This is a genomic window from Proteus faecis (genome assembly GCF_003144395.1).
Taxonomy (GTDB): domain Bacteria; phylum Pseudomonadota; class Gammaproteobacteria; order Enterobacterales; family Enterobacteriaceae; genus Proteus; species Proteus faecis.
Map to the genome: position 1 here is coordinate 589,194 of NZ_PENZ01000034.1, position 16,271 is coordinate 605,464.

At 38.0% G+C, this 16,271-nt stretch carries 10 protein-coding genes and 1 pseudogene; 6 read left to right on the forward strand and 5 right to left on the reverse strand.

Going from position 1 to position 16,271, the window contains the following annotated elements; genetic code table 11:
* Positions 1-537 precede the first annotated feature (537 nt).
* The 3 genes from cysG to nirB are packed head-to-tail and all read right to left on the reverse strand — an operon-like array spanning position 538 to position 4,822.
* Complete coding sequence (gene cysG / locus DK858_RS12335) at positions 538-1,920, reverse strand: siroheme synthase CysG (RefSeq protein WP_109397661.1); 1,383 nt, start codon at positions 1,918-1,920, stop codon at positions 538-540.
* Between the two features lie 14 nt (positions 1,921-1,934).
* Positions 1,935-2,279 (reverse strand): nitrite reductase small subunit NirD, encoded by a 345-nt coding sequence (gene nirD / locus DK858_RS12340; RefSeq protein WP_109397662.1) that lies wholly within the window; start codon positions 2,277-2,279, stop codon positions 1,935-1,937.
* Positions 2,276-4,822, reverse strand: coding sequence for a nitrite reductase large subunit NirB (nirB, locus tag DK858_RS12345; protein WP_109397663.1), 2,547 nt, complete (start codon positions 4,820-4,822; stop codon positions 2,276-2,278). Before nirB ends, nirD begins: the two co-directional genes overlap by 4 nt.
* Positions 4,823-5,150: 328 nt before the next feature.
* Here nirB and DK858_RS12350 point away from each other — a divergent pair, with 328 nt between their 5' ends.
* The 5 genes and pseudogenes from DK858_RS12350 to DK858_RS12370 all read left to right on the forward strand — a co-directional run bounded on the left by DK858_RS12350 (position 5,151) and on the right by DK858_RS12370 (position 10,198).
* Entirely contained in the window at positions 5,151-6,716 is a 1,566-nt protein-coding gene (locus DK858_RS12350; RefSeq protein ID WP_109397664.1) for an ABC transporter substrate-binding protein, read from the forward strand.
* 77 nt (positions 6,717-6,793) lie between these two features.
* Positions 6,794-7,836, forward strand: a pseudogene (locus DK858_RS12355) (ABC transporter permease).
* The gene (locus tag DK858_RS12360; RefSeq protein ID WP_109397665.1) at positions 7,836-8,666 is read left to right on the forward strand and encodes an ABC transporter permease; all 831 of its coding nucleotides are present in this window, start codon (positions 7,836-7,838) and stop codon (positions 8,664-8,666) included. Before DK858_RS12355 ends, DK858_RS12360 begins: the two are co-directional and overlap by 1 nt.
* On the forward strand, positions 8,659-9,495 hold the full coding sequence (locus DK858_RS12365; RefSeq protein ID WP_109397666.1) for an ABC transporter ATP-binding protein: 837 nt from the start codon (positions 8,659-8,661) through the stop codon (positions 9,493-9,495). The genes DK858_RS12360 and DK858_RS12365 overlap by 8 nt, the downstream gene beginning before the upstream one ends.
* On the forward strand, positions 9,482-10,198 hold the full coding sequence (locus DK858_RS12370; protein ID WP_410110868.1) for an ABC transporter ATP-binding protein: 717 nt from the start codon (positions 9,482-9,484) through the stop codon (positions 10,196-10,198). Before DK858_RS12365 ends, DK858_RS12370 begins: the two co-directional genes overlap by 14 nt.
* A gap of 82 nt (positions 10,199-10,280) precedes the next feature.
* Here DK858_RS12370 and DK858_RS12375 read toward each other — a convergent pair whose 3' ends face one another.
* Entirely contained in the window at positions 10,281-10,925 is a 645-nt protein-coding gene (locus DK858_RS12375) for a YchE family NAAT transporter (protein ID WP_109397668.1), read from the reverse strand.
* Positions 10,926-11,438: 513 nt separating this feature from the next.
* On the opposite strand from DK858_RS12375, the gene adhE reads away from it, so the two are divergent.
* Positions 11,439-14,105, forward strand: coding sequence for a bifunctional acetaldehyde-CoA/alcohol dehydrogenase (adhE, locus tag DK858_RS12380; protein WP_109397669.1), 2,667 nt, complete (start codon positions 11,439-11,441; stop codon positions 14,103-14,105).
* A gap of 1,223 nt (positions 14,106-15,328) precedes the next feature.
* Here adhE and DK858_RS12385 read toward each other — a convergent pair.
* Positions 15,329-15,925, reverse strand: a complete 597-nt coding sequence (locus DK858_RS12385; protein WP_023581977.1) for a thymidine kinase — start codon at positions 15,923-15,925, stop codon at positions 15,329-15,331.
* Between the last annotated feature and the right edge of the window lie 346 nt (positions 15,926-16,271).

Consider the following 16,271-nt stretch of genomic DNA (forward strand, 5'->3'; position numbering starts at 1 on the left):
TTAAAGATATTTATAAGATAAAAATGATACCAACACTCTTCTTTTTTACACTTATCGTAAATTTTGTCAATTAATGCGGTATTCTTATCACTTAACTTTATTGAGCCCTCTAGAGTTCTATCCTGAGAAAATAAAATATATATATTGAGAGAAGCAAAACAACAAATAAACATTAAATTAACATCATGCAAGTTTTATAGATAGAAAACCTACTTAGCTCACAAATTTAATATGATTAGGATGGATTTTATCCGACTTGCAGAACTTTATGATGCTTTATTTGTAAAGAATTTCTCTTTGAAATTAATTTAAAATAACAATAAATTCATCTTTAGACTGAATAACAATTCTAGCCTAAAAATATTTATAGATTATTAAATATTCAATTTTATTATTTGTTTTTAATTTTTAATCTAAATGTTTAATTAAAAAATTTTTCATTTATATTTCTATGTGTTAGATAAAAAACCTCTTTAATATACATATCGATATTAAAGAGGTTTTTTATTTTAAAATGATATCAACAATAAAAATCAGCTAGTTAGCCGATTTGGATTGAAACCATTGTAACTTCTCATTCAGTGTGACAACCTCTCCCACAATAATTAGTGCAGGGCTTTCCATTGTTTCTGCCATCTCTGCCAGTTGACGTAATTGACCAACCATCACTTTTTGTGTGGTTAAAGTGCCCTTTTCAATAATTGCAATCGGCATGGTCGCGCGCATATTTTGGCTAAGTAACATTTGCTGAATATAACGAGCTTTACTTAATCCCATATAAAAGACTAACGTTTGGCTTTCTTGTGCAATACATTGCCATTCAGCCTCGTTTAATCCCTTGCCATGCCCAGTAATAAAGCGGACACTTTGTGCATAATCTCGATGTGTTAAGGGAATACCTGCATATGTTGTACAGCCTGAAGCTGCGGTAATACCGGGGATCACTGAAAAGGGAATATGATGTTCAATCAAAGCTTCTAGCTCTTCACTGCCTCGACCAAAAATAAAGGGATCGCCTCCTTTTAATCTCACCACTCGTTTTCCTGCAGTGGCTTCTTTGATTAAAATTTGATTGATTTCCTCTTGAGGAACACAGTGAAAACCGGCTTGCTTACCAACATAAATACGCAGTGCATCTCTGCGGACTAATGCCATTACCTCATCAGATACTAATCTATCGTAAACCACTACATCAGCTTGCTGGCACTGCTGTAAACCTTTAATAGTCATTAACCCTGCATCACCCGGCCCAGCTCCAACCAAAACAACACTGCCTTGCGGTTGCTGATGTTCAGATAATAGTGCGTTAATACGTTGCTCAATACCGTCATCTCTTTGCGCTTCTATTTCAGCTTGTAATGATCTATCTTCGAAAAATTGCTCCCAAAAATAACGTCTGGCATTTATCGATGAAAAACGCTGTTTTATTTGCTTACGTAACTTGCCGGCGAGTTGTGCTAACACACCAAGATAATTAGGGAGCAGTTGCTCAATTTTTTCTCGCAAAATACGCGCTAGCACAGGAGCTTTTCCACCTGATGAAATCGCCACTACAATAGGAGAACGATCGATAACAGAAGGCATAATAAAGCTTGCTTGCTCTGGTGAATCAACCACATTACAAAATATCTGTTTCTCTGTTGCGGATTGAAAAACCTGTTGATTCACTTGCTCACTATCTGTTGCCGCAATAACAAGCCATTTACCTGATAGATGATCCGCAGTAAATATACCCGTGATACAGTTTAGTTTTTGCTCAGAATGCCACTGCATAAACTGTCCTGTAAACGAAGGTGCGATAACAGAAATAATAGATCCCGCTTCCATAAGTAGTCGGGCTTTACGTTCAGCAATCTCACCGCCTCCCACTAATAAACAAGGTTTACCTCTGAGCTGACAGAATATTGGAAAGTAATCCATATTCATTCCCCTATTTATTGAGATGATTCACTGTGGCTGCGTACACTAACCGTACTGTCTTCAACCTTGACGTCAAAATGGGTGATCGAGAAACGCTCATCTTCAAGACAAAAACCATCCGTTAAACGAAAATGCTGTTTTTTTAGCGGGCTAACGATATACAACTCATTTTCATGTTCAGCGATCAGCCCTCGAGATAAAACACTAGAATGTGCAAAGGGATCTATATTACTTAACGCATATAAACGAGCATCAGAATAAGGGCGAAATATAGCAACGTGATCTTGTTCCACCAGCGCACAAACACCTGTTCCTGGCGTAATCTCCTCTAATTGGCAAACAGCTATCCATTGGCTCATGATTGCGCCTCCTCAGTGACCATTTTGATATCGATACGTTCATGTAAACGTGCGGGACGGTGCTGAAAACGTTCTTTTACCGTTTGCACAGTCGGATCAGGCATTGGATTATTAATAAAGTGGGCAAACCGTTTTAATGCTTTTGGAGAATCAACAGTTTCTTTCCATTCACAAGCGAAACGTTCTTGTAAGGTGTTCAGTTCTTTTTCTAACTGCGCATTTAAGCCTAATTTGTCGTTAATGATGACATCACGTAAATATTCAATACCGCCATCTAAATTATCTAGCCACACTGAAGTGCGTTGAAGTTTATCGGCGGTGCGAATATAAAACATCATAAAGCGGTCGATATAATGCACTAAAGTTTCTTCATCGAGATCAGAGGCAAAGAGATCCCCATGACGTGGTTTCATACCACCATTTCCACCAAAATAGAGATTCCAACCTTTATCTGTGGCGATAATACCAACGTCTTTTCCTTGCGCTTCAGAACATTCACGGGTACAACCAGAGACACCAAATTTCATCTTATGAGGTGTTCTAATGCCTTTATAGCGATGTTCTAATGCAACACCCAAACCGACACTATCTCCAACGCCAAAACGACACCAACTACTCCCCACACACGTTTTTACCATACGCAGAGCTTTCGCATAGGCATGACCTGTTTCAAAACCGGCAGCAATCAATTTTTTCCAGATAGCAGGTAAATCTTGTTTATGTGCACCGAACATAGCCATGCGTTGCGAGCCAGTAATTTTGGTATACAGATTATATTCTTGAGCAATTTGCCCAATAGCAATAATGCCTGCAGGTGTAATTTCACCACCAGGAGAGCGAGGAATAATGGAATAAGTCCCATCTTTTTGCATATTCGCGAGGAAGTTATCGTTAGTATCTTGTAGAGGAACTAAATCATCACGCAAGATATAATCGTTCCAACATGAAGCAAGCAATGAAGCTACTGTTGGTTTACACACTTCACAACCATAGCCTTGACCATGCTTTTTCAATAGTTCATCAAAACTTTTCAGCCCTTCCACACGAATAAGATGATAAAGCTCTTGGCGAGAATAGTGGAAATGCTCACAAAGATGATGATTAACCTCGATACCTTGTTTAGCTAATTCTGCATTTAAGACTTGAGTCACCAATGGAATACAACCACCACAGCCCGTACCGGCTTTGGTTTCAGCTTTAATAGTAGCGACTGTATGACATCCTCGTTCAATTGCTTGAATAATGTCGCCTTTTGTTACATCAAAACAAGAGCAGATCTGTGCGCTTTCAGGCAAGGAATCAACACCAATTGCAGGCTTACTTCCCGCATGTACAGGCAAAATTAAAGCGTCGGGATGCTCTGGTAATTCAATCGTGTTCAGTGATAATTGCAAAAGATTGCCATAATCTTCGGTATCCCCCACCAACACAGCACCGAGTAAGTATTTATTGTCTTCACTAACAATCAGGCGTTTATAAATTTCTTTGCCTTCATCGAGATAAATATAACTACGACACCCTTCTTGACGACCGTGAGCATCACCGATACCACCGACATCAACACCAAGAAGTTTTAATTTTGCACTTAAATCGGCCCCTTGAAAGACAGTGTGATGGCCTAATAAATTATCAACTGCCACTTGTGCCATCTTGTAGCCCGGTGCAACTAAGCCAAATGTTTTATTTTGCCAAGATGCACATTCACCAATGGCGTAAATATCAGGATCGGTTGTTTGGCAATAATCATTAATAACAATACCGCCTCTTGGGGCAATATCTAAATCACATTGACGAGCTAATTTATCTTTTGGGCGAATCCCCGTAGAGAACACAATAAAGTCAACTTCAAGAGAAGTACCATCTGCAAATTGCAGTGTCTTACGTGCATTTTCTCCTGTCGATAATATTTCTTGTGTATTTTTGGACGTATGCACTTTTACACCCATACGCTCTATTTTTCGCTTAAGTTGTTCACCACCTAACGTATCAAGCTGCTCTGCCATTAATGTTGGTGCAAACTCGATAACGTGCGTTTCAATACCCAAACTTTTTAGCGCGCCAGCGGCTTCTAAACCTAAAAGTCCTCCACCAATCACCGCTCCTTTACGGCTAATACGTGCACAAGATTCGATAGCATTTAAATCTTCAATAGTCCGATAGACAAAGCAATCTGATGAGTTATTTCCCTTAATTGGAGGAACCCATGGATAAGAGCCCGTTGCCATGACTAACTTATCGTAACTAACACAGCGCCCCGTATTTGTATGTACCACTTTTTCGTCACGATTAATGGTTATTACACGCTCACCAATTAATACTTCTATTTGGTGTTTTTCGTAATAACCTTGTTTAACTAAAGAGAGTTCTTCTGCAGTGTGATGGGAAAAATAAGAGGAGAGATGGACTCTATCATATGCAACACGAGGTTCTTCACAAAAGACGACAATATTAAATTCTTCATTACCACCTTTATCAATCAGCTCTTCGATATAACGGTGCCCGACCATACCATTACCGATGATTGCGAGTGTTTTCTTGCTCATTTTTGCCTCAGATTTAAAGATTTCTAAGGCTAAAATACGAAACTACTCATAAGCGATATTGATGAATATCAAATACAGCTTAATCAATTCAGCTACTACAACTTAATAGTCAATGAGTTACTACTAAAGGAGTATTTTATTACCCTGTTCTTGCGGTTAATTATTCTTCTATCATAATTAATCTTAACTACTTATAACGAAGTGTTATATGTAAGCGTAATTAAAACTTTGCGCATTGGTCACGTTTTGCCTAAGTTAAGTTCACAAAGTAATAACTAATAAGTTATTGACATAACGACTTTAGCTACACCATTTCAGGGAGCGTCTCATGAAAGCAAAATTATTATCATTATTCGTTGTGGGTGCCCTTTCCGTACCGGCATTTGCAGCCACACCTGCTAATACATTAATTGTGGTACAAGGGCTTGATGATATTGTCAGCCTTGATCCTGCTGAAAGTAATGAACTATCCAGTATTCAAACTGTACCCAGTTTATATCAACGTATTGTTCAACCTAATCGTGATAATCCAGAAATTAATGAACCTATTTTAGTTGAAAGTTGGCAAGCAAATCCTGAACAAAAAACAATCGTATTTAAAATTAAACCTGATGCAAAATTTGCTTCAGGTAACGCTGTACGTCCTGAAGATATTATCTTCTCTTATCAGCGTGCGATCACCATGAATAAATCACCAGCCTTTATTCTAAATGTCTTGGGTTGGAAAGCTGATAACATTAATTCGTTACTGAAAAAAATCAGTGACAAAGAATTAGAAGTACGCTGGACTGCCGATGTCAGCCCTGATGTTGTGCTCAATATTCTTTCAACACCAATTGCTTCTATCGTTGATGAAAAGCTAGTTTCCGCTCATGTTAAAAATAATGATTTTGGTAATAGCTGGCTGAAAATGAACTCAGCAGGAAGTGGCGCATACAAAATGCGTGCTTATCAACCACGTCAAGCCATTGTGTTAGAAGCTAACCCTCTATCACCAACTGGTGCGCCTAAAATGGCGAATATTATTATTAAGAACGTGCCCGATCCGGCATCACGTCGCTTATTAATTGAAAAAGGTGATGCAGATATTGCACGTGAACTCGGCACTGACCAAACTGCCGCGTTAGCAGGCAAAGCAGGGATAAAAATATTAGATATCCCTTCAGCAGAGCAAGTGTATATGGCGTTTAATACTGCCAGTGGAAATCCAGCACTGAGTAACCCTGCATTTTGGGAAGCCTCTCGTTATTTAATTGACTACAAAGGTATTACTGAAGATTTAATGCGTGGTCAGTATTTTATTCACCAAAGTTTCTTACCTGTGGGTTTACCCGGCGCATTAAAAGATAACCCATTCACTTTTGATCCCAAAAAAGCTAAAGAAATTTTAGCCAAAGCAGGGATCACTAATGCACGCTTTACATTGGATGTAGAAAATAAAGTCCCTTACATCACTGTGGCGCAATCCATTCAAGCAAGCTTTGCTCAAGCAGGTGTACAAGTGGATTTATTACCGGCGGCAGGTAGCCAAGTATATAGCCGTGTGCGCGCTAAACAGCATCAAGCAGCAATTCGCTTTTGGATCCCTGATTATTTTGATGCTCACTCAAATGCCAGTGCCTTTGCTTATAATGACGGACAATCCAATACGGTTGCTTGGTTAAATGGCTGGAATATTCCTGAATTAAGTCAGCAAACATTGACCGCACTTAATGAAGCGGACAAAACAAAACGTCAATCGCTCTATACTGAAATGCAAAAAGAATTACAACGTAGCTCACCTTATGTATTTATCGATCAAGGTAAAAACCAAATCGTCATGCGTGATAACGTCAAAGGTTATGCTCAAGGCCTAAATGCAGATATGGTCTATTATGACAAAGTAACTAAGTAATATTTTGTTCTGAAACCATCCACAGTCATGTTACTGTGGATGGTCTATTTTTTGCCATTTCACTAGGCTATTGCTGTATGAATACTGCTATGACGTTACCTTTTCGTCTAAAAAGTCAGTTAATTACCTTTGCTCAAGGAATATTGACACTGGTGCTGACTCTTTTAGGGCTTCTTGTCATCACTTTTACACTTTCTGCACTTTCACCTGTCGATCCTGTCTTACAAATTGTTGGTGATCACGCAAGTCTTGAAACCTATAACCAAGTCAAACATGAATTAGGGCTAGATTTACCTATCTACATGCAGTTTTTTCACTATGTGGAAGCACTGCTACAGGGGCATTTAGGCACAGCAACATCAACAGGCCAGCCAGTGCTTGATGATTTGTTAGCAACGTTCCCCGCCACATTAGAATTAGCAACCGTTGCATTACTGATTGGTGCCAGCCTTGGTATTTTATTCGGCGTTTTATGTGCACGATTTGTAGGAACACCTCTCGATTTTATTTTGCGAATTCTAACGTTATTAGGTAGTTCAGTTCCTATTTTCTGGTTAGGTTTGATTTTGCTATTGATCTTCTATGCCACATTACAATGGACGGCAGGCCCCGGACGATTAGACGATATCTATCAATTCACCATAGAGCCCATAACTGGTTTTGCATTAATTGATACATTATTAGCTGGCGATAACGATGCTTTTTTTAATGCGTTATCACACCTTATTTTGCCTGTTTCTCTATTAGCTTATTTTGCCCTTGCTTCTATCACTCGCTTAACTCGTTCAGCCTGCTTAAACGAAATGAGTAAAGAGTATGTCACACTAGCGAGAGCAAAAGGCATTGTGAGTTGCGTATTCTTTTTTATCACGTATTGCCTAATATTCGGGGGGTCTTAATGACCATTATCGCCCTCTCTTATACTGGCATGTTAGAAGGTGCCGTATTGACAGAAACGGTCTTTTCTTGGCCGGGAATTGGTCGATATCTTACAACAGCACTTTTTGCAGGTGATACCACAGCTATTATGGGCGGTACCTTAATTATCGGTTTATGCTTTGTCTTTATTAATAATATGACCGATATCGTTATTCGTTTGACTGATCCGAGGCTCCGCTAATGACATCTTCATTTTTAAGAAAAATAGCGCGTTCGCCTTCTGCCTTTATCGGTTTATCGTTGCTTATTTTACTGTTAATTATTGCTATTTTTGCACCTTGGCTAGCCCCTTATGATCCAAATTGGCAACATGCAGCCCAACGCTTGTTAGCTCCCAATGCTGAACATTGGTTAGGCACAGATAATTATGGACGCGATATTCTTTCTCGTCTTATCTATGGTACCCGCCCAATGCTAGGTTTAGTCGGCTTGGTGGCGCTGATTACGCTACCTTTAGGATTATTGATTGGTATTTTATCTGGATATTATGGCGGTTGGACTGAACGTATTTTAATGCGCGTCACCGATATTGTGATGTCAATGCCTTCTCTTATTCTCGCTTTTGCCTTTGTTGCAATGTTAGGCCCTGGTCTGCTAAATGGTGCATTAGCGCTGGCTTTAACTGCATGGCCTGCTTATGCACGACAATCACGCAGTGAAATTCAACATTTACGCAATAGTGATTATCTTGCAGCAGCCGAAATGATGGGGATTAAAGGTATCAGGCTGTTATGGGGACATATTTTACCGCTATGTTTACCTTCAGCCATTGTCCGTTTAGCGCTGAATTTAGCGGTGATTATTCTCGCAGCAGCAGGATTAGGCTTTCTTGGATTGGGTGCTCGCCCACCGATGGCGGAATGGGGAGCAATGATAGCAGAAGGTATGCCTGTTATTTTTGATCAATGGTGGGTTGCCGCTATTCCAGGTACAGCGATTTTAATCAGCAGTCTGGCATTTAATTTATTGGGTGATGGATTACGCGACGTACTGGGAGATACCCATGAATAAAACACCATTAATTGAGGTAAATAACCTCTGTATCGATTTTCCAAAAGCAAGAGTTGTCAATAATGTCTCTTTCTCTTTAGGTCAAGAGCGTTTGGCAGTTGTTGGCGAATCAGGTTCAGGCAAATCAATGACCGCACGTGCATTAATGGGCTTAGTTCGTCAGCCGGGAAAAGTCAGTGCAGATAAACTAAATTTGCAGGGAAATAATTTATTGAATTTCTCATCTCGCCAATGGAATAACATCCGAGGTAATACGATTTCAATGGTATTACAAGATCCTCGTTATGCCTTAAATCCGGTAAAAACCATTTATCAGCAAGTAGAAGAAACCGTAAAACAGCATCAAAAACTTTCGCGCCAAGATAGACGCCAACTTATCATCGATACACTACTGTCTGTCGGTTTACCTGAACAGAATATTTATCGCTATCCCGGTGAATTATCAGGTGGTATGGGGCAACGAGCAATGATAGCTATTGCGCTAATCAATAACCCTACTATTTTAATTGCCGATGAACCGACATCAGCACTTGATGCTCAGTTACGTCATCAAATTCTTGAACTGATCACCATACAATGTGAGCAACGCAACATGGGCTTATTGTTAATTAGCCATGATTTGCCCCTTGTTGCCGAATATTGCGAACGTGTCATGGTGATGTACCAAGGCGAACAAGTTGACGAACTCAATGCTAAAGCGCTACCGACTGCCACACACCCTTATACTCGTACTCTTTGGACATGCAGACCTAATGCAAGCACTTATGGCACGCAATTGCCTGTATTAGATAGAACGCTTAATTTCAAGGAGCTGAATCATGCTAATTGATCTTCATGATTTACATGTTCAATTTGAACAAGGTAAACAAGCAAAACACGTTGTAAAAGGGATCAACCTACATGTTCAACAAGGTGAAACTTTCAGCTTAATAGGTCGTTCTGGTTGCGGAAAATCGACTATTTTACGAGTGATTGCAGGATTATTGCCTCATTGGCAAGGTGCTATATCCCTTTTAGGTCAAACAATTAAACCTCAACAACATTTTCAAGGGACATTACGTCGTAATATACAAATGGTGTTTCAAGATCCCTATGCCTCTTTACATCCTCAGCACCGTATTGAGCGTGCGTTCTCTGAGCCTTTAAAGATCCATCAAATGCCTTTTGATAAAGATACGATTGAACAAGCATTAGCCCAAGTTGGTTTGCCCGGGGATGTGGCAAGTCGTTATCCTCATCAACTTTCTGGTGGGCAACGTCAACGTGTCGCCATTGCAAGAGCCCTGTTATTACAACCTCAATTATTACTTTTAGACGAGCCAACTTCAGCGCTAGATATGTCAGTACAAGCCGAGATCTTAAATCTGCTTAACACGCTGAAAAAAGAGCATAATATGACATACTTATTAGTCAGCCATGATGCCGATGTGATTGCACATATGTCGGATAGAGCTGCATTAATGGAAAATGGTGAACTAACACAACATTATGATCGGGATGCGTTATCAAAGGGAATACACCGTCTCGATTGAGATAAAAGAGAATAAATAAAAAGAAAGATCCAAGCAGTATTAGGTTATTAATACTGCTCTTTTTCATTGTTCTACACTGTGTTTAAACTAATAAGCCAGGAAAAATAGAACGTAATCCGGTCACAATAAATTCAATACCTAACGACATTAATAATAAGCCCATTATACGAGTCACCACATTAATGCCCGTTTGCCCTAAATATTTTACTAATAGTGTTGCGCTGCGAAACAGCAACCAACAGCAAAAGGCAAAAAAGATACTGGTTGCGGCTAATCCTATAAAATTAGTAAGACCTTCCCAGCGAGAGCTCCACACAATACAAGAACTGATTGCCCCGGGTCCCGCCATTAATGGTAATGCTAAAGGCACAACAGCAACGCTATTACGTACTGCGGATTCGTTTCTTTCTTGATTATTTTGTTTATCTTCCCCTAAACGCCCATTTATCATCGTCATTGCAATGGTAACAATCAGCATCCCACCTGCTATACGAAACGAGTCGATAGAAATACCAAAAATACTCAGTATAGAATCACCAATTAACAGAGAGGAAACTAAAATAATTGCAACGGAGCCATTCGCAATTAAGTTTGTTTTATTGCGCCCTGCATCAGTTTGATAACTCGTCATACTGATAAAAACAGGCAAAATACCAATTGGATTTACAATCGCAAAAAGACCGACAAAAAATTTAATATAACCGGATAAATCCAGCAATGACCCCATGAAAAGCCCCTTCTTGGCTAATAAACATGCGAATTATCTATAAAAGATAGATTAACTCTAAAAAATGCGCGTTACTTTAAATCAATAAACCAGTTAATTCTATTAGTTAACAAGTTTTTACCTAAAATATTCTATTGTAAACTGATTAAAACCTAGTGGTTTAATTTTATATCGAAATCGAGTGTACGACAAAAAAATCGTTGAAGATTTATTACATATAAGAATCATTCTCATAAAAAGTCATGCTGAAAGGTGTCAGCTTGCTAATTTTGTGACATATATCACGTTAATTAATTAGAAAGATGGTAAGCTGTTATCATTCAGAAAAAGAGGGTTACTTCGAAAATACATTTGCCTTGGTTATTGTTTTTTTTAAGTTTTTTAAGCAAATTATACTCTCTAATAATTATTATTGAATTGAGCACATTATTATCTTTCTAAGCTATTCTTATTAATTATGATGAAAACAGCTAATTTGCTTAAAAAATTTAACATTTTATCAGGAGTCTCTTTATGTCTGTAACTAACGTTACTGAACTCAATGATTTGGTTGCTCGTGTAAAAAAAGCCCAACGTGAATTTGCTAATTTCTCTCAAGAACAAGTTGATGCTATTTTCCGTGCTGCTGCATTAGCTGCCGCTGATGCTCGTATCCCTCTTGCAAAATTGGCTGTCAAAGAGTCTGGTATGGGTATCGTTGAAGATAAAGTGATAAAAAACCACTTTGCTTCTGAGTATATCTACAATGCGTATAAAGACGAAAAAACCTGCGGGATCTTATCTGAAGACCTTACTTACGGCACAATAACCATTGCTGAACCTATTGGGATCATCTGTGGTATCGTACCAACAACTAACCCAACTTCTACTGCGATTTTTAAAGCACTAATTAGCTTAAAAACACGTAATGGTATTATCTTCTCTCCACACCCACGAGCAAAAGAAGCGACAAACCGTGCTGCTGAAATCGTATTAAATGCAGCTATCGCTGCAGGCGCACCAAAAGATATTATTGGTTGGATTGATGAGCCTTCTGTCGCCCTATCTAACGCATTGATGCACCATGATGATATTAACCTGATTTTAGCAACAGGTGGTCCAGGCATGGTTAAAGCAGCGTATAGTTCGGGTAAACCTGCTATCGGTGTTGGTGCAGGTAATACTCCTGTTGTTATTGATGACTCTGCTGATATCAAACGTGCAGTGGCTTCAATCTTAATGTCTAAAACTTTCGATAACGGCGTAATTTGTGCATCAGAGCAATCTGTTATCGTTGTTGACAGCATTTATAAACAAGTTCGTGAGCGTTTCTCAACTCACGGCGGTTACATGCTAACAGGTAAAGAATTAAAAGCTGTCCAAGATATCATCTTAAAAGACGGTAACTTAAACGCAGCTATTGTAGGTCAACCAGCAACAAGAATTGCTGAAATGGCCGGCATTGAAGTACCTGTCAATACCAAAATTTTAATTGGTGAAGTAAAAGAAACCACAGAAGCAGAACCATTTGCTCACGAGAAATTATCTCCACTATTAGCAATGTATCATGCTCAATCATTTGAAGATGCCGTGCTAAAAGCTGAAAAATTAGTTGAGATGGGGGGGATTGGTCACACTTCTTGCTTATATACAGACCAAGATAACTGTCCTGAACATGTTGCCTATTTCGGCGACAAGATGAAAACATCTCGTATTTTAATCAATACACCAGCATCTCAAGGTGGTATTGGTGACTTATACAACTTTAAACTTGCTCCTTCTCTAACATTAGGTTGTGGTTCATGGGGTGGTAACTCCATTTCTGAAAACGTAGGGCCCAAACACCTTATCAACACTAAAACCGTGGCGAAAAGAGCAGAAAATATGTTGTGGCATAAACTTCCTAAATCTATTTACTTCCGCCGTGGTTGTTTACCTATCGCACTGGAAGAGATTGCGACAGATGGTAAAAAACGTGCCTTTATCGTGACCGATGGTTTCTTATTCAACAATGGTTATGTTGATGAAGTAACTCGTGTACTGAAAAAATTTGGCGTTGAAACAGAAGTCTTCTTTGAAGTTGAAGCAGACCCAACATTAAGCGTTGTGCGCAAAGGCGCAGAACAGATGAATAGCTTTAAACCTGACGTAATCATCGCATTAGGTGGTGGTTCCCCGATGGATGCGGCGAAAATCATGTGGGTTATGTATGAACATCCAGAAACTCACTTCGAAGAATTAGCATTACGTTTCATGGATATCCGTAAACGTATTTACAAATTCCCGAAAATGGGTGTGAAAGCACAAATGGTTGCTATCACAACAACATCAGGTACAGGCTCTGAAGTAACACCATTTGCCGTTGTAACTGATGATGAAACTGGTCAGAAATACCCATTAGCAGACTATGCATTAACACCTGATATGGCTATCGTTGATGCAAACCTTGTTATGAATATGCCTAAATCTCTATGTGCATTTGGTGGTTTAGACGCAGTGACTCACGCATTAGAAGCCTACGTTTCTGTATTAGCGAACGAATATTCTGATGGACAAGCCCTGCAAGCATTAAAATTACTGAAAGAATATCTGCCTGCAAGTTATCATGAAGGCGCGAAGAATCCAGTTGCTCGTGAACGTGTTCATAATGCAGCGACCATTGCGGGTATTGCTTTTGCTAACGCATTCTTGGGTGTTTGTCACTCAATGGCGCATAAATTAGGCTCTGAATTCCATATTCCTCACGGTTTAGCTAATGCGTTATTAATTTCCAATGTTATTCGTTATAACGCTAATGACAACCCAACAAAACAGACTGCATTTAGCCAATACGACCGCCCACAAGCACGTCGTCGTTATGCAGAAATCGCTGACCATTTAGAGCTTTCAGCTCCGGGTGACCGTACTGCAGCTAAAATTGAGAAGTTATTAGCTTGGTTAGAAGAAATGAAATCTTCATTAGGAATTCCATCTTCTATTCGTGAAGCGGGTGTCCAAGAAAGTGATTTCTTAGCAAAAGTTGATAAATTGTCTGAAGATGCATTTGACGATCAGTGTACTGGAGCTAACCCTCGTTACCCACTGATCTCTGAACTAAAACAACTGTTATTAGATTCTTACTACGGTCGTGAATTTAATGAGCATCCGGTTGTTGAAGTGAAACAAGAGACAAAGGCGACGAAAAAAAACAGTAAAAAATAATCGAAACACGCTGTGTTAGTGTGATCCTCAATATTTCGGTTATTTATCCTTAAATAGAAAACCCAGCCCTACTACGGCTGGGTTTTTTTATGACTTCTCATTTGTAATTTGCTACTGGTTTCTGAGATTGAGGAGTAAGGCGTGATAAGTCACTATTTAGCCATAAATTATAGGTATTTATACTTAGCTTGTGGGTTTTCTTTTTACTATAAAAATAGTGTCTTCCTTTATCTATTCATAATTAGCTCTAGAAAAGACGCTGAACAACTTATCTCTCTAGCTATACCAATGCATTAGCACATTATAAAAAACGCCTTTGGGATGATTACAGGAGGCGTCAAACTCTCCCCTCTTTGATTAGTTAGTTTAATTATTTCACTCTTACCTTATGTCCTTCACAAAATGACTATAACAAAATGTTATTTGAAATCATCGTGTTTACCTTACAATTTCTTACAATTGTATTTTTGTTGTTATCTGATAAAAACAAATAGGCTTCATCATCTGGATTATTAATTTGTATTCAAAATATGGAGATATAAATATTTTATATCTATAACCACGTTGAATTTATAAAAGACATAGTTTCAATAAAGTATTATCAAAATGAAGCTTACTCACTTATTGCCAAAATAATAACGTAATAGAGGTCACTATTTGTACATTCCGCTTAGAAACTTACTCCTTTAGGAGTATGAGAAGAACCTTTTTATCCCTATTAACAGCCACAAAATGAAGTGTTTTATTTATTCAGTAATAACTTAAGCAGTCTATAATCAGCATCTATAAAACTCGATATAAACGTTTCATTATACCAACTATAGATAAACGAAATATCTTTTAGCCTTTTGTGCCTATCTTTATTCAACTTTATTAAACTATTAATAATATAAATGCATCAAATGTCTCTCTCTCTTGTCATTTGTAAAAAACAATATCGACATCACAAAATAAACACCTTACGTATATTTGATTATGTCTTTTTTGATTAATGATAATGAAATCTATGAAATAAATAAATTTTCTTATCAAAAAATAACATATCTTCACAAAAGAAAATCAAACTCACCGCATTTTGATATAAAAAAAGCCAATAAATTGGCTAAAAATTAAAAATATATAAACATTTTTTGGTATTACATAATATAACGCTTTATTTGAACTCTTATTTCATCCTCCCTCTTTCACCCTGACAAATTAGTAAAAGAGGGAAATTGAAAAAGTTACTCTTGTTCAATACACCCTTTTAATGTTGCCTGCGTATAATGCTTACGACAGACTGAAACATATTTTTCATTTCCACCTATTTCAACTTGAGCACCATCACTCAGAACATTTCCTTTATCATCTAGGCGTAGTACTTTATTTGCTTTTCTACCGCAATAACATACTGTTTTAAGCTCTACAAGCTTATCAGCCCATGCTAATAAATAAGCACTGCCGGTAAATAACTCACCTCTAAAATCCGTTCTTAATCCATAAGTGAGAACAGGGATATCATAGGTATCCGTTATTTCGCAAAGTTGTTCAACATGCGCCTTACTTAAAAATTGGCACTCATCAATCAATACACAGTGAATAGGCTGTTTGTTATGTTCAGCAACAATAACATCACGAATATTCATATCATCACTAAAGAGTAATGCATCCGCACTTAATCCTATTCTTGAGCTAATCTTTCCCTTTGCAAAACGTGTATCAATAGCCGCTGTGAAAATCAATGTACGCATTCCTCGTTCATTATAGTTATAAGAGGATTGCAATAAAGATGTTGATTTTCCAGCATTCATGGCTGAATAATAAAAGTAAAGCTGAGCCATCAGCTCTCTCCTTAAATAGTGTTTATTTTCACGAGCGACAGTCTAACATAAACAATCTGCAAGTTATCTATAACAAGTATTTATTACCTTTATTTCTATTCTAGATATACCATCGAAAGATAAAATTTGTTGTTAATGCTAATTTTTGTTTAAAAAATAAATAGCTTTAATAAGTACTTAACATATTAAAACACACCTTGATATACCTTTATTAAAGTATGAAAGTTAGTCCGATTCCATTTTTAGAAAAAAGTCCGTTATTATAAAAAAATGAACAAAGCTTTCTATTCTTTAGCATTAGCGCTATCATCAGTTAAAAGATGCATTTCCTTACTAATATTTCCTT